The sequence below is a fragment of the Pelagibius sp. genome (assembly GCF_965249265.1).
Classification (GTDB): Bacteria; Pseudomonadota; Alphaproteobacteria; order Kiloniellales; family Kiloniellaceae; genus Pelagibius.
In genome coordinates, this window is the sequence record NZ_OZ252224.1 from 1,660,127 (window position 1) to 1,682,345 (window position 22,219).

Below are 22,219 nucleotides of genomic sequence, written 5' to 3' on the forward strand. Positions count from 1 at the left end.
ACGCCTCCAATGCTCGACGTTCTGAAACCGAGATCCGTTGCCTTACTGCGTGCGCGCGAGGCTATCTTGGCGGCCGCCGAAGCGGCGGAAGGCTTCGCAATCCCTGAGGTTCTGAGCAGCTACCAACAGGAAAGCGGCTGCGATGCGGCAACGGCTGAGTGGCGGCGGCGCGAGCTCTTTCGCTTTCTCCTTGTCCTCGGACACCTGCCGCACCGCGGCTACGGCATGTATGGTCCGGTCGACGGTCTCTGGCACTGCTTCGTCCTGCATACCGAGCGATACCAGGTCTTCTGCGAGACCTATGCAGCCGGTTTCGTGCATCATCACCCCGGTAGCTCCGCCAAGGGCGCGGGTTGGCGCTCGCGCTACCTGCAGTTCCTGATCGATTACCGCGTCATCTTCGGGGCGCCGCCGCCCGACGATGTCTGGCCGGTGCCGAACGTGCCAAAGGCGAAACTGCCGTCGACGACCGCAGAGTTGCGGCCGCGTCATGTCAGAGCGATGGAACGCATGGAGCGCGGAGTCGGCGGGCCGGACCGGCAGTCGCAGAGCGGCGTTGCGCTCGGCGACTCGAACTCCGCGCCTGGCTGCTTCGGTGGTGGTGAAGGCGTTGACGGCGATGGCGGATGCGGCGGCGGCGGGGGATAATGCGGTCCACAGCAGGGTCTGTGGTCAACGGGTCGTCGCGGCGTTTGGCGGCTGACCGGTCCCTGTCCTAACTGCGACTGCGATCCCTTCAGTCGCTGATCGCCAGACCATGCCGGAGGTTGATGCGTCACAATGCCAGAGCCCATCGAGTTCTATTTCGATTTCTCCAGTCCCTATGGCTATCTCGCCGCCGAGGAGATCAATGCAATCGCCGAGTGCGGCGGGCGCGACGTCGTCTGGCGGCCGATGCTTCTGGGCGCTGTCTTCAAGGAAACCGGCGGCCAGCCTTTGCTCGGGATTCCGATGAAGGGCGATTACGCGCGACACGACCTTGAGCGCTCGGCCCGGTTGATCGGTGTGCCTTTTACGCTGCCGGCCAGCTTTCCCTTCATGTCTGTAGCGGCGGCGCGCGCCTACTATTGGATGTATGACCAGGACCCCGAAAAGGCGGTGGCTCTGGCAAAGGCGCTTTACCGGGAGGCCTTCGGACAAGGGCGGGACATCGATTCGCCGGCGGCTGTCGTGAGCGTCTGTGCGGCTGAAGGCCTGGATCCCGAGGCGGTTAGCGCGGCCCTGAGCGACCCCGCGGTAAAGCAGCGCCTTCGCGAGGAAGTGGAGGCGGCGGTCGCCAAAGGGGTCTTCGGATCACCCCTTATTCTCGTTGACGGAGAGGCGTTCTGGGGTCATGACCGTCTGAGTCAGGTGGCACTTTGGCTGCAGCGAGGCGGCTGGTAGACTGCCTTTGGTGATACGGCGTCTATTGTGCACCTGCGAAAAGGGGTCTACAGGGCCGGTTTGTTTTGCTAGACAGTGCAGACAGCCGCTCCTCTCGATGAGCTTGCCTGAACGGCTTGCCAGAAGGGTTTGATAGAAACTCATGAACGACGGGTCTTCGGACGGGTCCGACAACGACGGTCAGGTTCTGGCCGTTCTCTTCGCCGATATCGACGGCAGCACCAAGCTGTACGAGATTCACGGCGATGAGACTGCGCACCGTCTGACTGCCGAGTGTTTGACCGTGCTGGATGCCAAGGCGGATATGGCCGGCGGCCGAACCGTGAAGACCTCCGGCGACGGTGTCATGTGTGTCTTTGCAACTCCGGACGAAGCGTTTCGGGCGGCGACCCTGATGCGTGACGCCCACAAGCAGGGCCAGGTTTCGATCCATGCCGGTTTCCACTTCGGGCCGGTCATCGAGGATTCGGGCGACTTCTATGGCGACACGGTAAACGTGGCTGCCCGCGTGACCGATCTTGCCAAGGCCGGCGAGATCCTGGTTACCGAAGATACGGTGGTGCGCCTCTCACCGCCGTTCCGCAGTTCGACACGCTGGCTCGACAAAGCGGCGATGAAGGGCAAGAAGGAGCCGGTGGCGATCTACGAGGTGGTGACCGAAGATGAGAATGCGACTGTCATCCGCGGCCCGCTTCTGGCCGAGGCCGGCGACAAGCTGCGCCTGGACATCGCCTATCGCGGGCAGACCTTCAGTCTGGAAGAGCCGATGGCGGAGTTCGTGGTTGGCCGGCAGGAGAACTGCCATCTGATGGTCGATTCCTCCTATGCCTCGCGGCGTCACGCCACGATCCAGGCCATTCGCGGCAAGGTCTTCTTGAAAGACCACAGCACCAACGGAACCTATGTGCGCAGCGAGACCGGCGAGATCGCTTATGTGAAGCGTGAGATGGTGCAGTTGAGCGGAAGGGGCGGCATCTTTCTGGGCCGCGAGCCCGATCTCGCCGCCGAAGACGAGATTCGCTTCAGCCTGCCCTGAGACAGCGACATTACGGAACAGCGAAAAGAGAGACCGGCAAAGGGCTGGGCTGGCGCAGGCACAACCGCTGCTGCTGCGCGGATTGCTTTACCGCACCCGGCACCTGTTCCATACTTTCCCGGGGAGAGTCAGGTCTTGGCGTGTTGAGACGCGCGCCGGACGATGCGGCGTCGGGTCAGGCAGCGAGGTCTGCGGAGAGCCCGACGCGCGAAAGCCGTCGGCCAAAAGCGGTGAGGGACTGAAGGGGTAATGTCGCAAAGCGGTGGAAACGGGGGAGCCACGAGCACGGTCAAGACAGGCTCGGCGGCCGCGACGCTTGGTCATCTGAGCGATGTCGGCCGCGTGCGGCGCCACAATGAAGACAACTACGCCCTTCGCGACGACCTGGGGCTCTGGGTCGTCGCCGACGGCATGGGCGGCGCCGCGGCCGGTGAGAAAGCCAGTGCGATCGTGGTGGACGTCCTGGCGCGGGAGACCGAGCGCGGCACCGCCCTGGAAGATGCCATTGCGGAAGCCAATCGGTCGATCCTGGATGCCGTCGTCGCCGGGGAGGGAAAGCAGGGCATGGGCTCGACCGTCGTTGCCGCGCGCTTTGCCGGTAGCGACTATCATATCGCCTGGGTCGGCGATGCCCGCGCCTACCTCTGGTCCGACGGCCTGCATCGGCTGTCTCACGATCACTCGCGGGTGCAGGAACTGGTCGATGCCGGACTCATCACAGAGGAAGAGGCGCGCCAGCACCCGCATCGCAGCGTGATCACCCGCGTGCTCGGCGGCCCCGACGGCACAGCTGCGGCGCCCGATCTGGTGAGCGGCTCGCTGGAGCCGGGCCAGGGCCTGTTGCTGTGCAGCGACGGCCTGACCTCTGAAGTCGCCGATGCGGAAATCGCGAAGGTTCTTTCGCGGGAGATGGACGGATCGGACAGCGGCTCCGGGTCCGGACAGCAGGCTGTCGATGAACTTGTCGCCAAAGCCTTGGACGAGGGCGGTAGCGACAACATTACCGTGATTTTGGTCGGGGTGCCGAAGAATGCAGCAGCGTAACGATCGGGTTCCGGCTGTGTCTGCGGTTGTATTTACGGGGGTGAAGAGGTGACGGCATTGTGGAGCCGCAAAGAGGATTTGCGCCATGAGCGGTGATACGCCGGACCGCGGCAGGGAGGGGCCCCGCAGCGTCGGTTCCACGGGTGGCGGAGATTCCGGCCTCGCCGGAACTTTCGCGCCGGGCACCCTGATCAGTTTCACTTACAGGGTGGAGGCTTTGCTTGCCCGTGGCGGCATGGGTGAGGTCTACCGCACCACCCACACTGAGATCGGCACCCAGCACGCCATCAAGATCGTCCGGCCCGATCTGGCCAACGACGATAAGATCATGGAGTTGTTCCGGCGCGAAGCCTCGGTGCTGCGCACGGTGCGTGAAGATGCGATTGTCGGCTACGACGGCGTGTTGCGGGACGAAGAGGGCCGGGTCTATCTGGTCATGGAATTCGTCGATGGCCCGTCGCTGACCGAGTACCTGACGGGCGGTACCCTGACGCCGCAGGAGGTTCGCGATCTGCGTGATCGCCTGGCCCGTGGCCTTGCGGCGGCGCATGACAAGGGGGTGATTCACCGCGACATGTCGCCGGACAACATCATCCTCGGCGAAGGGAAGCTTTCTCAAGCCAAGATCATCGACTTCGGTATCGCCAAGCTGGCGGATTCCTCGGCCACGACGATCATCGGCGACGACTTCGCCGGCCGTTATGCCTATGCCTCGCCGGAGCAGATCGGCCTTTACGGCGGACAGGTGGATGCCCGCTCGGATATCTACAGTCTCGGCCTCGTGCTGGCGACGGCGGGCACCGGCAAGGCGCTCAACATGGGCGAGATCAGCGAATCGCTGGTCTCCGTCATTGAGGCCCGCAAGCGCATTCCCGACTTCAGCTCGGTTCCCGAATCCCTGCGCAACGAACTGGGAGCCATGCTGCAGCCCGATCCGGCTGACCGCCCTCAGAGCATGCGTGAGGTCATCGGCCTGGACAGCCGCCTGGACTCGGCGGGGCCGCAGGCGGCGCCGGAACAGAAGCAACAGGCCCCGGCAGCGCCGCTGTCGGCCGAGCCCGCCGCACGGCCCACCTCCGCCGGGGGCAGCGCTCGGGGCTGGTTGTGGCCGGCCGTGACGGCCGGGGTTGCCGCGGCGGCGGTGGGCGGTTACTTCGCCTGGCAGAACATGGCGCCGCCTGCGGACCCGCCGCAGGCAGTGGCGCAGGTGGATACCGCCGAGCCCGCGCCGCCGCAGCCGGAAGCTTCCGCGCCGGCGGCCGACACGCCGCCGAACGGCCAGGCGGTCGCGCCGGTGGAAACCCCCGCGGAAGTTCCCACGGACCCCCCCACGGAACCCCCCGTGCAAGCCCCGGAGGAGCCGACAATCGCGGCGCCGGCGGATGAACCGCCGGCCGCTGTCGTCGCCGAGGAGGCGGACAGCCAGCCTGTGCCGGAGCCAGAATCGCCAAGCGAAACTGCGGCGGTCCAAACGCCGGCCCCAGCTGTGCCGGCGGTTCCTGCCGCCGAGCCGCAACCTGATGCCGAAGAAGGCGTGCCTGCGGATACCGCTGCCCAGGGGGAAGAGGCCGGCGGGGCCATCGCCGACGCGGCCGAAGCGGTTGCTGCGCAAGCTCTGCCGGAGGCCGATGACGCGGGCGTCGATACAGGCGAGGAGCCGGTGCCGGCCGACACGCAGCAGGCTGCGGCTGAGGAGACTGCAGAGGCGGTAACTGAGGAAACAGAAGAGCGCACCATTGATCAGGCGGAGGCATCGGCCCCCTCAGACGAGGAAGCCACCGATAACCGGGCCGTTGATGCGCAGATCGCTGCCTTGCCGGAGCCTTCCGAAGCTGAACGGCGCGCGGCGGCCCTGGCTGCGGCGGAAGCGGCCTTAACGCGCAGCGAGAAGTTGGAAATCCAACGCGACCTGCGGGCTTTGGGCCACTACGCCGGCGGTATCGACGGTAGCTTCGGGCCGGGAACCCGTGCTGGGATCGAGCGCTACCAACAGGTTGCAGGGCTGGAGCCGACCGGCTATCTCGACGATGCTCAACGTGCGGGGCTTGCCAGCGCTGCACAGGCGCCCCGGGCTGAAGAAGCGGCCCGTCTGGCGGCTGAACGGCAGGCCGCAGAACAGCGGGCAGCAGCACAGCAGGCCGCCGAAGCGGAAGCCGCCCGCGCCGCTGAGGAACGCAGGGTGGCGGAAGAGGCCGCCGCCCGCGCGAGGGCCGTAGCTCAGCAGCGCTCAGCACCGGCCCGGTCGACCGAGCCGGCGGTTTCTCAGAATGAGGCATTGGGCCAGCAGCAGGCGGCCCTGCCCGGTGAGAGCGAGATGGATCGCCTGAGGCGTGTCGCCGAAGCGGGTGACCCCATCGCTCAAGCAAGCCTTGGCCTCAGATACTATCGGGGCCAGGGGGTCAGAAAGGACTTGGAAGAGGCCTTTCGCTGGACAAAGCAGGCGGCGGAGCAGGGCGAGGCGCGGGCGCAGTCCAATCTCGGCTTTTATTATATGAATGGGGAAGGGGTCGGCAGAGATCCTGCCCAGGCGGCGCGCTGGTGGCGCGAGGCCGCATCCCAGGGGCTGCAACAGGCGCAGTTTAATCTCGGCCTGCTCTACGAGACCGGGCGTGGCGTCAGCGCGGATCCCCAGGAAGCGGCGAAGTGGTACCGGCTGGCGAGCGAACAGGGCGACCGGCAAGCCAAGTCTCGCCTGGATGGACTGGTACGCCGCGGACTGGTGTCTGCAGAGGAGTGATATTCGCCTTATAGGGGAATATTCGGATTGTTTTTCCGTTAAACGCGAATAAATCGAGGTAGTGGCAGCGATGTCGCAAAGCCATGGTAATTCAAACTGTTGCGAGAGCTTGTCTTGCGCCGGTCACAGAATCTGGCTATACCGCTGTTCGATGTGTTAATCATGTATTCTGTCGGTTGTCATGCAAGTGGCGCAGGGCATCCATCGCAGGGGATTTATCAAAGGGGAAAGCCGATATGAAGGCGAAGGGATTTATCGTTGGCGCCGGCCTGGCCGTTATTGTTTCCATGGCTGCGCCAGCTCACGCGATTACGCCGTTCAACGTTCCCGGTACCGATTTCTGGGATCATCCTTTCGGTAGCGTGTTCGACACGCGCAGCGGATTGGATTTGGAAGCGAACGGAATTGCTTTCAATCAGGGCCTCCAGGCGGGTTATGCGGAGCTTTCCGAGGATCGCTCTGACGCTTGGCTGCACGCCGACTGGGATTTCGTGGACGGCGAGCTTTTCAATCACAAGGCCCGTACGGCGGCCAAGAACTCTGTCGTTCTGCCGGATGCGCCCATGGATCGGGAGCTGAGCGAAGAGCAGGCTGCCGTTTTCCAGGCAGCGCTGGAGCGCCTGCGCAGAGGCTTTGACATGGGTGCCCGCTATGTGGCGCCGGCCGACGCTTCTTTCGCCCAGGTCAAGTACGACTGCTGGATCGAAGCGACCGAAGACGGCCGTACCGGTGACGCCGAGGCCTGCCGGGCCGAGTTCGAGTCGGCCATGGCTGCTGTGGAGGCCCAGGCTAACTTCGCCCTGACCGATGTCGACTACCAGACGCCGGCGCCGGCCATGGTGGCCAAGACCCCGACCGCCGACCAGTTCATCGTGCTGTTTGATTTCGACAGCACCGTCTATGCACCGGGTAACGGGACCATCGTCTCCGAGGCTCTGAATGCTGCCTTGGTCAACTCGGGCCGTTCCATCGACATCACCGGTCACGCCGACAGCTCCGGCGCCATCGCCTACAACCAGACGCTTTCAGAGCGTCGGGCTAACCGGGTGATCGACGAGCTGGTTTCCGGCGGTGTCGATCCGACGCGGATCAGCGGCCGCGGCGTTGGTGAAACGCAGCTTCTCATCCCCACCGGCGACGGTGTGCGTGAAGAAGGCAACCGTGCTGTCGTGATCGAGCTGAACTAAGACCAGAGAACAGCAGAGGCAGTGTAAACTGCCAAGTCTGGTGCTTTGATCTAAGCGCTCAGAACAGTCAGAACGAAGGCTCCTGCGGATTTCGCAGGGGCCTTTTTTCTGCGTTGTTCCGGGCGCTTTCCCTTCGGACCGGTTTGTCCCCTGTCTTTCCCGTCCGTTCTGCATAAGGCGGTGGAATGCGGCAGCGGATTGAAGGGCCGCCGTGATGAGATCGCCGGTTCCGTATATTGATGCAGAGCTTCGTCTTTGCGAGCCGATCCGCTGACTGCACAGCAGCCCTGCCAAGCCCTCGAGCCCAGACAAAGAATGCGGAGAATACTTCCGGGCGCTCTGTCTATCGCACCGCTTATGCAAAGTCGCGCTGTGTTTCGGTTGACCCGGAGCATATCTAGTCAAATCGCATAGGAGTCGAGCGGCTTTACTGTCCGTAAATCACTACTAATGCGAGAGGTTAATCAAACACCTTAGGTGAGTTGAGTCAGGTTCATGCAGGAACGCGTAAATTGATATGATGTTGAAATCCCTCCCCCCTTTTCGCGAATCAGGCCGAAAATTAACACAGTATGGTTAACCGGAGCGGGCCGAAATTCCTATAAAGCGTTGATTTGCGTCGAAATAGGGGGTGCGACGGCGTTAACACTTCTCACGGGGGTGTTAACCATTCGTGAGCAATAACACATACCATACGCTATGGTATTGGCTCTAAGGTCACTTGTAAATACCACAACAATCCCACAAACTCTCATCGCTCAAAGTCTAGGCCTTCGCGTATTGCGCGAGGGGATTTTCATCCGCACCGGGGTTCGCCTCGGTGCGCGCCTGTCTTGGGTAGCAGGCACCATTGGGAGATGGGTAATGACCGACGATCTGCAGCGTGGTGGCGATCAGATCCAATCCAGCGACGACAACTATGCCGAAGACCGCATGGTCGGCGGTGAGGAGCAGCAGGCGGTAGGGCAGGCAGGGGCAACCCAGGTCCTGAGCCGTCCGGCGCCCGGCCAGAGCGTCGTCGTTGAATACGGCCCGGGAGAGACCTTTGTTCTCAACTTCGACCCCGGTGCCGCCCAGATCCTGATCGACGGCAGCGACCTGATCATCGGTTTCGACGATGATGGTGACGGCAATGTCGACAGCAACCTGGTCTTTGAGAATCTGGCTTCGGACCAGGGCGCCGACGGCGGCGCGGTCTTTCAGGTCGCCGGCACCCAGATCGATGCCGGTGTCCTGGTCAGCCAGGCGCTGGCCCTGGCCGATCCCGGGCAGAGCACGATTGAGACCGCCGCCGGTGCCGCGGGCCCGCAGGGTGGCGGTGCGACTCAGTACAACGACAACCTCGGCGATGTCATCGACCTTCTCGTCGCACAGGGCGTAATTCCACCAACCGCCCTTGAATTCGGCCTGATTGAGCTTGAGGACGAAATCACGATCCTGGATGACGAAGTGCCGCCGCCCGATGCGCCGCTGGTGGTTCTTGTCCATGACGAAACCCGCGGCGTGCAGGGCTCCGGCCCCGGGGAAGATGATGATGACGGCGTCGACGACGAGGACGATGTCTCGCCGCCGCTGCCGGAAGAACTTCAGGAAATCTATGATCGTCTTTGTGACTATTACGGCGAGGAAACCTCCCAGCGGTTGCTGGACTTCAGGCCAGAGAGCTTGCAGGCCATGGGAACGCTTCCCTTCGGCCCCGGTGAATCCGTTGCACTGAATGCGATCGTCGACGGGGCCGACAGCGGTCTCGACACCGGCGGAACCGAATTCCCGCAAAACGTGCTGCTGTTTAACTTCGGCCCGAATGTGATCGTCGGTGCGACCGGCGAAGAAGAAGAGGTGGTCTTCATCGTCTACCTCGATCCGGCAAGCGGTGACATCTGGTTCGTTCAGTGCGAGGCCATCAACCACGGCGACCCGAGCGACCCCGATGAGGCCGACACGCCCGAAATTCTGGGCCTCTCCTACACCGTGACCGGTCCCGGCGGCAGCACCGAAGGCCCGCTGGAGATACAGGTTCAGGACGATGGGCCCTCTATCGATGTCGAAGGCGGTGAGGGCGGCCTTGGCCGACTTTCCCTGAACCTTGACGAAACGATCGATCCGGACGATGCCCCGGCGGACGTTTACAACGGCACAGAGACGGAGTCCGGTAGTGGAGGTCCCAACGGGAACCTTGACGATACCGACCTTGTGGCGGTGAACGGGACCGATGCGATCGGCCGTCTGGAGACGCCGGCGGGTGCGGTCGCCGCGTTGTTCTCGGTGAACGGGGATGCGGGCACGGACGGCGAGAAGTCGCTGAGCCACGGCTTCAAGCTGGTGCTGAGTGACGCGGGCTTGGCGACCAGCCTGTCGGTGACGCCGGCGGCGGCCGGGGGCAACCCGGATGATCTGCCTGATGATCTGACGATTTCTCTCTTCCAGGTGAGCGATACGGTAGTCGAGGGCCGCGTGGGCGGCGCGGACGGTCCGGTTGCGCTACGGATCACCCTGAACGATCCGACGGATGCGCTGGGTGACGAGACGCTGACGGTTGAGCAGATCCTGGCGATCGACCACGGCGATGACGACGGTCTCTATGACACCGAGCTAGAGCTTCTGCTGGCTGAGGGCAGCCTGGATGTGGAACTGACGGCGACGCTGGTTGACGGCGACGACGACGAGGCGGTGGACAGCCACACGGTGACGCTGATCGACGGCAACACGACCTTAGTGTCCTTCGACGACGACGGCCCGTCTGTCGCAATCAGTGCCGACACTTCTTCGATGGTGACGCATGATGAGTCGGCGGGTGAGCAGGACGATGATGTTCCGTTCAGTAGTCTGCCAGATAACATCCAGAGTCTCTTCGATGATGTTACGTTGCCTGGTGCCGATGGCAGTGCTGGACCCAAGGACAACGGCGCGTTGGGTTACGCCCGAAGCGAAGGATCTCTGGTCAATATCGATTCCGTTGATTTCGGGACAGACGGCGCAAAAGCCACCCAATACTCTCTCACCCTGGGTGAGCCCAACGATGACGGTATGGTCGAGTCCGGTCTGCAGACGACCGAAGGCTTCGACATCAACCTCTTCCTTGAGGGCGATGTCATCGTCGGCCGGGTCTCGGGCGGCGATGATGACGGCGATGCCGCTTTTGCCATCGCCATCGATCCCGACAGCGGGGAGGTTTTCCTCAGCCAGTGGCTCTCCCTGAAGCATCCCGACAGCCCCAACAACTTCGATGAGACCGTACAGCTGGATGGCGAGTCGGTGTTCGTTCAGGTCGCCGTGACCGACGGCGACGGCGATGTTGCCACAGATAGCGCAGCGATCGGCTCACAGATCAAGTTCGGCGACGACGGTCCGGTTGCGACGCAGGCCATGGAGATGGCGACGGTGCATGAGGATGCGCTGACGCCGGAGGGCAATGCCGAGGGCGGCCAGACGACGGTTGCGACGGGCTCGATTGCCGGTTTCTTCTCGATCGGTGCGGACCAGGAAGGCAGCTACGGGCTGGACGGCAACACCGGCGGTCTGCCGGCGCTGACCTCCGACGGCGCGCCGGTCACCTATGAGGTGAACGATGCGGGCACGCTGCTGACGGCCTCGACGGCGAACGGGGATGTGTTCACGCTCGCGCTGGACCCGGCGACGGGGGCCTATACCTTCACGCTGCTGGACCAGCTCGACCACCTGCCGAACGACCCGGCCAATGACGACGGCCAGGTTCTGGAACTGGACTTCTCCTCGCTGCTGTTTGCCAGGGACGAGGACGGCGACCGCGTCGATGGCGCCGGCAGCTTTGTGATCAAGGTCGAGGACGACATTCCGACGGCGGACCCGCAGGCCATGGAGATGGCGACGGTGCATGAGGATGCGCTGACGCCGGAGGGCAATGCCGAGGGCGGCCAGACGACGGTTGCGACGGGCTCGATTGCCGGTTTCTTCTCGATCGGTGCGGACCAGGAAGGCAGCTACGGGCTGGACGGCAACACCGGCGGTCTGCCGGCGCTGACCTCCGACGGCGCGCCGGTCACCTATGAGGTGAACGATGCGGGCACGCTGCTGACGGCCTCGACGGCGAACGGGGATGTGTTCACGCTCGCGCTGGACCCGGCGACGGGGGCCTATACCTTCACGCTGCTGGACCAGCTCGACCACCTGCCGAACGACCCGGCCAATGACGACGGCCAGGTTCTGGAACTGGACTTCTCCTCGCTGCTGTTTGCCACGGACGAGGACGACGACCGCGTCGACGGCGCCGGCAGCTTTGTGATCAAGGTCGAGGACGACATTCCGACGGCGGACCCGCAGGCCATGGAGATGGCGACGGTGCATGAGGATGCGCTGACGCCGGAGGGCAATGCCGAGGGCGGCCAGACGACGGTTGCGACGGGCTCGATTGCCGGTTTCTTCTCGATCGGTGCGGACCAGTCGGGCAGCTACGGGCTGGACGGGGACACCGGCGGCCTGCCGGCGCTGACCTCCGACGGCGCGCCGGTCACCTATGAGGTGAACGATGCGGGCACGCTGCTGACGGCCTCGACGGCGAACGGGGATGTGTTCACGCTCGCGCTGGACCCGGCGACGGGGGGTTACACCTTCACGCTGCTGGCCCAGCTCGACCACCTGCCGAACGACCCGGCCAATGACGACGGCCAGGTTCTGTCGCTGGACTTCTCCTCGCTGCTGTTTGCCAGGGACGAGGACGGCGACCGCGTCGATGGCGCCGGCAGCTTTGTGATCAAGGTCGAGGACGACATTCCGACGGCGGACCCGCAGGCCATGGAGATGGCGACGGTGCATGAGGATGCGCTGACGCCGGAGGGCAATGCCGAGGGCGGCCAGACGACGGTTGCGACGGGCTCGATTGCCGGTTTCTTCTCGATCGGTGCGGACCAGCCGGGCAGCTACGGGCTGGACGGGGACACCGGCGGCCTGCCGGCGCTGACCTCCGACGGCGCGCCGGTCACCTATGAGGTGAACGATGCGGGCACGCTGCTGACGGCCTCGACGGCGAACGGGGATGTGTTCACGCTCGCGCTGGACCCGGCGACGGGGGCCTATACCTTCACGCTGCTGGACCAGCTCGACCACCTGCCGAACGACCCGGCCAATGACGACGGCCAGGTTCTGGAACTGGACTTCTCCTCGCTGCTGTTTGCCAGGGACGAGGACGACGACCGCGTCGACGGCAGCGGCAGCTTTGTGATCAAGGTCGAGGACGACATTCCGACGGCGGATGCGCAGGCCATGGAGATGGCGACGGTGCATGAGGATGCGCTGACGCCGGAGGGCAATGCCGAGGGCGGCCAGACGACGGTTGCGACGGGCTCGATTGCCGGTTTCTTCTCGATCGGTGCGGACCAGGAAGGCAGCTACGGGCTGGACGGCAACACCGGCGGTCTGCCGGCGCTGACCTCCGACGGCGCGCCGGTCACCTATGAGGTGAACGATGCGGGCACGCTGCTGACGGCCTCGACGGCGAACGGGGATGTGTTCACGCTCGCGCTGGACCCGGCGACGGGGGCCTATACCTTCACGCTGCTGGACCAGCTCGACCACCTGCCGAACGACCCGGCCAATGACGACGGCCAGGTTCTGGAACTGGACTTCTCCTCGCTGCTGTTTGCCAGGGACGAGGACGGCGACCGCGTCGATGGCGCCGGCAGCTTTGTGATCAAGGTCGAGGACGACATTCCGACGGCGGACCCGCAGGCCATGGAGATGGCGACGGTGCATGAGGATGCGCTGACGCCGGAGGGCAATGCCGAGGGCGGCCAGACGACGGTTGCGACGGGCTCGATTGCCGGTTTCTTCTCGATCGGTGCGGACCAGGAAGGCAGCTACGGGCTGGACGGCAACACCGGCGGTCTGCCGGCGCTGACCTCCGACGGCGCGCCGGTCACCTATGAGGTGAACGATGCGGGCACGCTGCTGACGGCCTCGACGGCGAACGGGGATGTGTTCACGCTCGCGCTGGACCCGGCGACGGGGGCCTATACCTTCACGCTGCTGGACCAGCTCGACCACCTGCCGAACGACCCGGCCAATGACGACGGCCAGGTTCTGGAACTGGACTTCTCCTCGCTGCTGTTTGCCAGGGACGAGGACGGCGACCGCGTCGATGGCGCCGGCAGCTTTGTGATCAAGGTCGAGGACGACATTCCGACGGCGGACCCGCAGGCCATGGAGATGGCGACGGTGCATGAGGATGCGCTGACGCCGGAGGGCAATGCCGAGGGCGGCCAGACGACGGTTGCGACGGGCTCGATTGCCGGTTTCTTCTCGATCGGTGCGGACCAGGAAGGCAGCTACGGGCTGGACGGCAACACCGGCGGTCTGCCGGCGCTGACCTCCGACGGCGCGCCGGTCACCTATGAGGTGAACGATGCGGGCACGCTGCTGACGGCCTCGACGGCGAACGGGGATGTGTTCACGCTCGCGCTGGACCCGGCGACGGGGGCCTATACCTTCACGCTGCTGGACCAGCTCGACCACCTGCCGAACGACCCGGCCAATGACGACGGCCAGGTTCTGGAACTGGACTTCTCCTCGCTGCTGTTTGCCACGGACGAGGACGGCGACCGCGTCGACGGCGCCGGCAGCTTTGTGATCAAGGTCGAGGACGACATTCCGACGGCGGACCCGCAGGCCATGGAGATGGCGACGGTGCATGAGGATGCGCTGACGCCGGAGGGCAATGCCGAGGGCGGCCAGACGACGGTTGCGACGGGCTCGATTGCCGGTTTCTTCTCGATCGGTGCGGACCAGTCGGGCAGCTACGGGCTGGACGGGGACACCGGCGGCCTGCCGGCGCTGACCTCCGACGGCGCGCCGGTCACCTATGAGGTGAACGATGCGGGCACGCTGCTGACGGCCTCGACGGCGAACGGGGATGTGTTCACGCTCGCGCTGGACCCGGCGACGGGGGCCTATACCTTCACGCTGCTGGACCAGCTCGACCACCTGCCGAACGACCCGGCCAATGACGACGGCCAGGTTCTGGAACTGGACTTCTCCTCGCTGCTGTTTGCCAGGGACGAGGACGGCGACCGCGTCGATGGCGCCGGCAGCTTTGTGATCAAGGTCGAGGACGACATTCCGACGGCGGATGCGCAGGCCATGGAGATGGCGACGGTGCATGAGGATGCGCTGACGCCGGAGGGCAATGCCGAGGGCGGCCAGACGACGGTTGCGACGGGCTCGATTGCCGGTTTCTTCTCGATCGGTGCGGACCAGGAAGGCAGCTACGGGCTGGACGGCAACACCGGCGGTCTGCCGGCGCTGACCTCCGACGGCGCGCCGGTCACCTATGAGGTGAACGATGCGGGCACGCTGCTGACGGCCTCGACGGCGAACGGGGATGTGTTCACGCTCGCGCTGGACCCGGCGACGGGGGCCTATACCTTCACGCTGCTGGACCAGCTCGACCACCTGCCGAACGACCCGGCCAATGACGACGGCCAGGTTCTGGAACTGGACTTCTCCTCGCTGCTGTTTGCCAGGGACGAGGACGACGACCGCGTCGACGGCAGCGGCAGCTTTGTGATCAAGGTCGAGGACGACATTCCGACGGCGGATGCGCAGGCCATGGAGATGGCGACGGTGCATGAGGATGCGCTGACGCCGGAGGGCAATGCCGAGGGCGGCCAGACGACGGTTGCGACGGGCTCGATTGCCGGTTTCTTCTCGATCGGTGCGGACCAGGAAGGCAGCTACGGGCTGGACGGCAACACCGGCGGTCTGCCGGCGCTGACCTCCGACGGCGCGCCGGTCACCTATGAGGTGAACGATGCGGGCACGCTGCTGACGGCCTCGACGGCGAACGGGGATGTGTTCACGCTCGCGCTGGACCCGGCGACGGGGGCCTATACCTTCACGCTGCTGGACCAGCTCGACCACCTGCCGAACGACCCGGCCAATGACGACGGCCAGGTTCTGGAACTGGACTTCTCCTCGCTGCTGTTTGCCAGGGACGAGGACGGCGACCGCGTCGATGGCGCCGGCAGCTTTGTGATCAAGGTCGAGGACGACATTCCGACGGCGGACCCGCAGGCCATGGAGATGGCGACGGTGCATGAGGATGCGCTGACGCCGGAGGGCAATGCCGAGGGCGGCCAGACGACGGTTGCGACGGGCTCGATTGCCGGTTTCTTCTCGATCGGTGCGGACCAGGAAGGCAGCTACGGGCTGGACGGCAACACCGGCGGTCTGCCGGCGCTGACCTCCGACGGCGCGCCGGTCACCTATGAGGTGAACGATGCGGGCACGCTGCTGACGGCCTCGACGGCGAACGGGGATGTGTTCACGCTCGCGCTGGACCCGGCGACGGGGGCCTATACCTTCACGCTGCTGGACCAGCTCGACCACCTGCCGAACGACCCGGCCAATGACGACGGCCAGGTTCTGGAACTGGACTTCTCCTCGCTGCTGTTTGCCAGGGACGAGGACGACGACCGCGTCGACGGCAGCGGCAGCTTTGTGATCAAGGTCGAGGACGACATTCCGACGGCGGATGCGCAGGCCATGGAGATGGCGACGGTGCATGAGGATGCGCTGACGCCGGAGGGCAATGCCGAGGGCGGCCAGACGACGGTTGCGACGGGCTCGATTGCCGGTTTCTTCTCGATCGGTGCGGACCAGGAAGGCAGCTACGGGCTGGACGGCAACACCGGCGGTCTGCCGGCGCTGACCTCCGACGGCGCGCCGGTCACCTATGAGGTGAACGATGCGGGCACGCTGCTGACGGCCTCGACGGCGAACGGGGATGTGTTCACGCTCGCGCTGGACCCGGCGACGGGGGCCTATACCTTCACGCTGCTGGCCCAGCTCGACCACCTGCCGAACGATCCGGCCAATGACGACGGCCAGGTTCTGTCGCTGGACTTCTCCTCGCTGCTGTTTGCCACGGACGAGGACGCCGACCGCGTCGACGGCAGCGGCAGCTTTGTGATCAAGGTCGAGGACGACATTCCGATTGCAAATGACGACTACGATGCGGTGGAAGCGGGGGCTGTAACTGGCGGCAACGTTATCACCGGTGCGGATGCCAACGACCCGGACGGTGATCCGGATCTGAGCGAAGCGGACAGCGTGGGGGCCGACGAGGGCGTGGAGGTAGTGGGTGTCGCCGCTGGCGATACCGACAGCAACTTGGTCGCCCCGGGTTCTGTAGGCACACTCATCAACGGCACCAACGGCGCTTTGTTGCTAAACAGTGACGGCAGCTACAGCTACACGGCCAACGCCAATCCGGTGAGTAGTTCGGATACCTTCACTTATACCATCCGCGATGGTGACGGCGATTTGACGAACGCGACGCTGACCATCAACATCGATGGTGCGCCCAACGCCGGACCTGATCGGATGCTGACCATCGACGAGACGCTGGGCCACGTGAATGAAGTCGATGACATGTCCGATGATGTCGACCCAGCGGATGTCACCCTGGATTCGACGACTACCGATGCGCTGAATACTCTCGGTCTTGCGACCAACCTTCTCGATGCTCTGAGCGTCGCACAGCAGGACCCTGTCAATTTCACCTACGGCGTGAGCGCCAGAGGGGCGAGCGGCGGCATTGCCTTCGATGACCCCTTGGGCGCCGACAGTGGCCTTGACGACACTGCGACCGGCCAGTCGATCTTCCTCTTTTTGCAGGAGGACCTGATCGTCGGACGTGTGGGCAATGTCACTGGTGACATAGCTTTTGTGATAATTCTCGAGGAAAACGGTAATCCCGATCAGAACACCGTGGAATCGTCTGCCGAGATTCTGGTCGCCAACTACCGGGCCGTTGAGCACGACCTGGTGAACGATCCGGACGAAGAAAATCCTGAGGCCGGCACCGACGAGACGGTTACGGTCAGCTTTTCTGTGACCGACGGGGATGGCGACAGCGACAGTGCCGATGTAACGGTTAGTTTTGAGGATGACGGTCCGAAGGCGGCGCTTGCGCTCTCCGGAGGCGTGGTCGTCCTGGACGAGACCGAGAATGACGATGACGACACCGCCGTCGATGGCCTGCTGGCGAACGTGACGGTGGTTGGCGGTGACCTGTTTGAGGACACCTCTGTTTTCGGCGTCGACGGCGAAGCAACCTCAAACAGCAAAGTCTACAGCCTGACGCTTGAATCACCCGACCCGACCGGCTTGGTGGATACGGCGAGCGGCGAGGCGGTGGAGCTTGTCGTCGACGGCGACGACATTGTCGGGCGGACGGAGACGGGAGAACTTGAGGTTTTCCGGATCAGTATAGACCCGGCGGACGGCGATGTAACGGTGACCCAGACCCGGGCGCTGCAGCACGATGACCCGAGCGACCCGGACGAAGACGGGTCGCCGGAGGCGATGAACCCTGGTCTAGTATCCGCCACGCTGACGGTGACCGACGGCGATGGCGACAGCGATAGCGACAGCGTCGAATTGGGCTCCTTGATCAAGTTCGAGGACGACGGTCCTGTGGCGGCGGACGACTGCGCTGAGGTTCAGGAGAATACGCCGCTCAGTTTCGATCTGATGTTCATCCTGGATACCTCCGGTAGTATGAATGCTGACTCGGGGATTGACGGCGAGACCCGTCTGGCGGCGGCCGGGGAGGCACTGAAGCAGCTGATCGACGCCTACTTCCTGATTAGTAGCGACGTTGATATCGATCTGGTGACTTTCGCGAATGGCGCCTCTTTCGTGGGGAGCTTTGACAACGCGACGGACGCTAAGAACGCGGTCCAGGACATTGTGGACAACCCGAACCCGAACGATGCGGCGACCAACTACGAGGCCGCTTTGGTGACGGCCCAGGCCAACTACGCGCCCGGTCCTGCGGGTCCGAATGATACCAACACTGTTTATTTCCTGTCGGATGGCGAGCCGACGACCCGCAGCAACGTTGGCGGCAACGATGCCGGGGCTGTTGACAACGGCCTGAGCCCAGCCGAGGTGGTCGAGTGGGAGGACTTCCTGGCGGCGAACGGGGCCGAAGCCATCGCAGTGGGCGTCGGCACAGGCATCAGCGGGACCGACCCCGATCTGCAGGCTGTCGCCGTGCCGGCTGCTCCGGTCATTGTCGATGACTTCGCCGACTTGGCCGATGCGCTGCTGGCTACGGTGCCGCCGGTGAATTCCGTTTCAGGCAATGTTCTGAACGGCGCGGACAACAATCCGAGTATCGATGATCCGGGCCAAGACAATCTGGGCAGCGACGGTTTGGGGCGTATCGAATCGGTCGAGGTCAATGGTGAGATCTTCACGGTTCTGGATAATGGCGATCTGGTCATGAGCGGGAGCGACACCAGCGCGACCGGCAGCTACAACAATGTTACCAAGCTGCTGACCATCGAGACCGACCTCGGCAGGCTGGAGATCCAGATCGAGGACCACAACGGCAGCAGCACCGGCGACTACACCTATACGCCGAATGCGGCGGTGCAACACGGTGCACCGGGCACACTGACCGACGAGGAGATCAAGGACACCTTCACTTATGTCGTCAGCGACGGTGATGGCGACACCGCCAGCGCGGACCTTGTGATCAAAATCCAGGACGATGTGCCGGTGGCGCAGAACGATACCGATATCGTCGACGGGGGGTCGGTTACTACGGGCAATGTGTTGACCGGCATCGATCCGGATCTGACGGGAACGCCGGATACCGGAGATGACGGGGCCCAGGTGCCGGACGACTTCGGTGCGGACGGGCCGGACCTTGGCGGCGGCGTCGTCGGTATCGCTGCCGGTGACACGGGCTCCACATTGGACGCTCCGGGCACTCTGGGCAGCCCTCTCGAAGGCACGCACGGGCACCTGACGCTGAATGCGGACGGTTCCTACAGCTATGTGCAGGACAAAGGCACGCCGCTCACGCCCGTGACCGACACTTTCACCTACACCATCAAGGACGGCGACGGCGACCTGGCCACCGCCACCCTGGAAATCACGGTGACGCCCGACCTGGACGAACTGGTGGTCGGTACCAATCTCGACGACCTAGGTAACGAGGATGCGACGCACACCGTACCGAACGATCTTGATGGCTTCGAAGATGATGGCGACATCCTCGGCGGGCCGGGCAACGACGTACTGATTGGCGATGTCGGCGGCGGCAATCTCGTCGGCAAGTCCCTGAATATCGCTTTGGTGCTTGACGTCTCTCAGAGCATGAACGAGACGATTACTTTCAACGAACAGTCGGTGACAAGAGCCGACGCTCTTGGCCAGGCGGTCGAGACCCTGCTCGACAACCTGGCCAACACCGGGGGCGCCACGGTGCGTGTGCACATGTCGGCCTTCGGTAATAGCGAGTTTGGCACTCCCGAAACCTTTGACATCGTCACCAACGGTGTGGTCGATACGACTGCGTTGAATGCAGCCAAGGCCTACTATGTTGGTTTCGTTAATGGCCAGTTCACCAACTACGAAGCTGGCTTCCAGTCGGCGCTCGATTGGTTCGAGGGTGATGAGGCGGTCGACCCTCTGAGCGGCGCGGACTTCAATCAGACCATTTTCATCTCCGATGGTGCGCCGAACCGTGCTTACACCGGCGATCAGCAGGTGACGACGGTTTCCTACGACACTGCCGGCGATCAGCGGGCGGTCGAACACGTGCTTGGGACCGGGTCCGGCGACAGCGTCAGCGAACTTCAAGGGCTGATCGACAGCGGCAGTACGGTCGATGCCGTCGGCATTGCGATTGCCGACGGTTCAACGGCCGACGGCTTCCTCAGCCAGGTCGATGACGATGGTGATTCCAGCAACATTGCCACTGGCGAGCAGTTGCTTCAGGTGTTGGGCGATCTTTCTCAGGTGAATTCCCTGGCCGATGCCGGCAGCGATTCCCTGGCTGGCGGCGACGGCGCAGACCTGATCTTCGGCGACGTCCTGTTCACCGACCTGCTCGCCGCGGAGCTCAGCGGCACAGCGCCGCCGGCGGGTTCCGGCTGGGCGGTGATCCAGCAACTCGTCAGCGAAGGATTCTTCGATCCCCTGCCCGGCGACTCGACCGAGGAAAAGATCCTGAACTTCCTGCGCGATCCGGCAAATCAGGAACTCTACAACTTTTCGGGTGAGTCCGTTGCCGACGGCATCGGACGCGCGGGCGGCAACGACACCATTGATGGCGGTGCCGGTAATGACACCATCTTCGGCCAGGAAGGCGACGATGTCATCGACGGTGGCGCCGACGACGACATCATCGACGGCGGTTCGGGCGCCGACTCGATCCAGGGCGGCACCGGCAACGACCTGCTGATTGGCGGTCCTGCAGGTCCGTCGAGTGTGATAGCCGACGTACGTAGTGGCGGCACCAATCCTGTACAGCCAAACCAATTTGGGTTCAGCTTTCTCTCGGCCATAGCCGGTGTCTACGTTACCGAGATTTCGATCGACGTATCGGGGATCGCAAGCTTCAACTTCGATACCGGTCAAGGTGGCGGCTGGCAGGCCGGGGACGAGTCGGATGTTCCAGACGGAGTCGGCGGAGCTACGCTAAATACGGCTGGCACCGACTTGACCGTATTGACAATGTCTTTCGCCCCCGGTGTTTTCACGTCGGGAGAAACCTTCCGCTTCGGTGTCGAAACGGACAACAGTGGAACGGACAACGGTTCAGCGTTCGGCAACAATAGCGTGCCTTTTTCCGTGACACTAAGCGACGGAACGGTCCTCAACGGTGTCTACGAGCCCGGGCCCGGGGGCACATCGGTCGCCACCGTGACCGAAGTGATCGCTGAGGACGGCAACGACACGCTGCTGGGCGGCGACGGCAACGACACGCTGTTGGGCGGGGTCGGTGACGACAGCCTGAACGGAGGTGCCGACGACGACACCCTGGCCGGCGGGCAAGGCAACGATATCATGACCGGCGGGATCGGTGAGGATATCTTCCGTTGGGGTCAGGGCGACCACGGCGAGAGCCAGATGGTCTCGCAGACAGTTACCGACTACACCTTTGCCAGCGTGACCCAGGGCACCAACGACCACTTCGCTTTTGAGTTTAATATCGATGCGGCGCCTGGCAACAACACTGGCGATGAGGGGGATCTTGGCGATCTGACCCAGATTCCCCTGGGTGCGATACCTTCCGGGGTCACCTCTTTGAGTGAGGCGTCAAATGGGGAGTACCAGGATCTTGCCGCCTCCGATGACAACCGTTTTGCGACCGATGAGCCAGGCGGCGGTGTCAACTCGGTCTTCTTTGCCCAGTTCACCATTGCCGAGGAGTTCTCAGAGATCACACAGATTGATCTGCTGGTAGAAGGCTTCCAAGGCGATGGGCCGAGTGAGCCGGCGCACTTTGCGGTTTGGAACTACGCCACGGCAAGTTGGGACCTGGCAGATTCGGAAACCAACGGAAGCGACGGTGATTGGGCCATCAGCATCGGCAGTAACTTCGACGACTATCTGGGCGGCACCGGCAATGATCAGATCAACTTGGTCCTAATCAACGAAGATACGGCGGAGAACCTGCAGATCGACTTCGTCGAGGTTTCGGTCACAACAGCCGAGTTCGCGGCATCGGAGACAGACACCATCACGGACTTCGATACCGGGGTCGGGGGCGACGTCATCGACCTGGACGACTTGCTGCCGGCCTCGGTCACCGGCGCGACCACCGCGGCAGACTTGACGGAGTACCTGAGTTTCAGCTCCGACGGGACCAACACCACGGTCCATGTCGATCATGATGGTGGCGGGACCTTCCAGCCGACTCTCGATATCGTGCTGGAAAGCGTCGGCGACCTTACCGGGGGAGGGGCTAACAGTGACGAACAGGTGATTCAGTCCCTGATCAACGGCAGCAGCTTAGTGGTCTGAGTAGTCTCAGGCCGAGGTCTGACTATGAAGGTG

At 63.7% G+C, this 22,219-nt stretch carries 7 protein-coding genes; all 7 read left to right on the forward strand.

Annotated elements, in window-relative coordinates:
- Positions 1 to 9: 9 nt before the first annotated feature.
- The 7 genes from ACP146_RS08005 to ACP146_RS08035 all read left to right on the forward strand — a co-directional run bounded on the left by ACP146_RS08005 (position 10) and on the right by ACP146_RS08035 (position 22,186).
- On the forward strand, positions 10 to 648 hold the full coding sequence (locus ACP146_RS08005) for a hypothetical protein (RefSeq protein WP_422366234.1): 639 nt from the start codon (positions 10 to 12) through the stop codon (positions 646 to 648).
- Positions 649 to 780: 132 nt separating this feature from the next.
- Positions 781 to 1,383, forward strand: a complete 603-nt coding sequence (locus ACP146_RS08010; protein WP_422366235.1) for a 2-hydroxychromene-2-carboxylate isomerase — start codon at positions 781 to 783, stop codon at positions 1,381 to 1,383.
- A gap of 142 nt (positions 1,384 to 1,525) precedes the next feature.
- Positions 1,526 to 2,419, forward strand: a complete 894-nt coding sequence (locus ACP146_RS08015; RefSeq protein ID WP_422366236.1) for an adenylate/guanylate cyclase domain-containing protein — start codon at positions 1,526 to 1,528, stop codon at positions 2,417 to 2,419.
- A gap of 249 nt (positions 2,420 to 2,668) precedes the next feature.
- Entirely contained in the window at positions 2,669 to 3,463 is a 795-nt protein-coding gene (locus tag ACP146_RS08020) for a PP2C family protein-serine/threonine phosphatase (RefSeq protein ID WP_422366237.1), read from the forward strand.
- 85 nt (positions 3,464 to 3,548) lie between these two features.
- Positions 3,549 to 6,200, forward strand: coding sequence for a protein kinase domain-containing protein (locus tag ACP146_RS08025; RefSeq protein ID WP_422366238.1), 2,652 nt, complete (start codon positions 3,549 to 3,551; stop codon positions 6,198 to 6,200).
- 236 nt (positions 6,201 to 6,436) lie between these two features.
- Complete coding sequence (locus tag ACP146_RS08030) at positions 6,437 to 7,387, forward strand: OmpA family protein (RefSeq protein WP_422366239.1); 951 nt, start codon at positions 6,437 to 6,439, stop codon at positions 7,385 to 7,387.
- Between the two features lie 864 nt (positions 7,388 to 8,251).
- Entirely contained in the window at positions 8,252 to 22,186 is a 13,935-nt protein-coding gene (locus tag ACP146_RS08035) for a DUF5801 repeats-in-toxin domain-containing protein (RefSeq protein ID WP_422366240.1), read from the forward strand.
- Positions 22,187 to 22,219: the final 33 nt, after the last annotated feature.

Coding starts and splice junctions, on each gene's coding strand:
- ACP146_RS08005 (WP_422366234.1), top strand. CDS start 10: ATGCTCGACGTTCTGAAACCGAGATCCGTTGCCTTACTGCGTGCGCGC.
- ACP146_RS08010 (WP_422366235.1), top strand. CDS start 781: ATGCCAGAGCCCATCGAGTTCTATTTCGATTTCTCCAGTCCCTATGGC.
- ACP146_RS08015 (WP_422366236.1), top strand. CDS start 1,526: ATGAACGACGGGTCTTCGGACGGGTCCGACAACGACGGTCAGGTTCTG.
- ACP146_RS08020 (WP_422366237.1), top strand. CDS start 2,669: ATGTCGCAAAGCGGTGGAAACGGGGGAGCCACGAGCACGGTCAAGACA.
- ACP146_RS08025 (WP_422366238.1), top strand. CDS start 3,549: ATGAGCGGTGATACGCCGGACCGCGGCAGGGAGGGGCCCCGCAGCGTC.
- ACP146_RS08030 (WP_422366239.1), top strand. CDS start 6,437: ATGAAGGCGAAGGGATTTATCGTTGGCGCCGGCCTGGCCGTTATTGTT.
- ACP146_RS08035 (WP_422366240.1), top strand. CDS start 8,252: ATGACCGACGATCTGCAGCGTGGTGGCGATCAGATCCAATCCAGCGAC.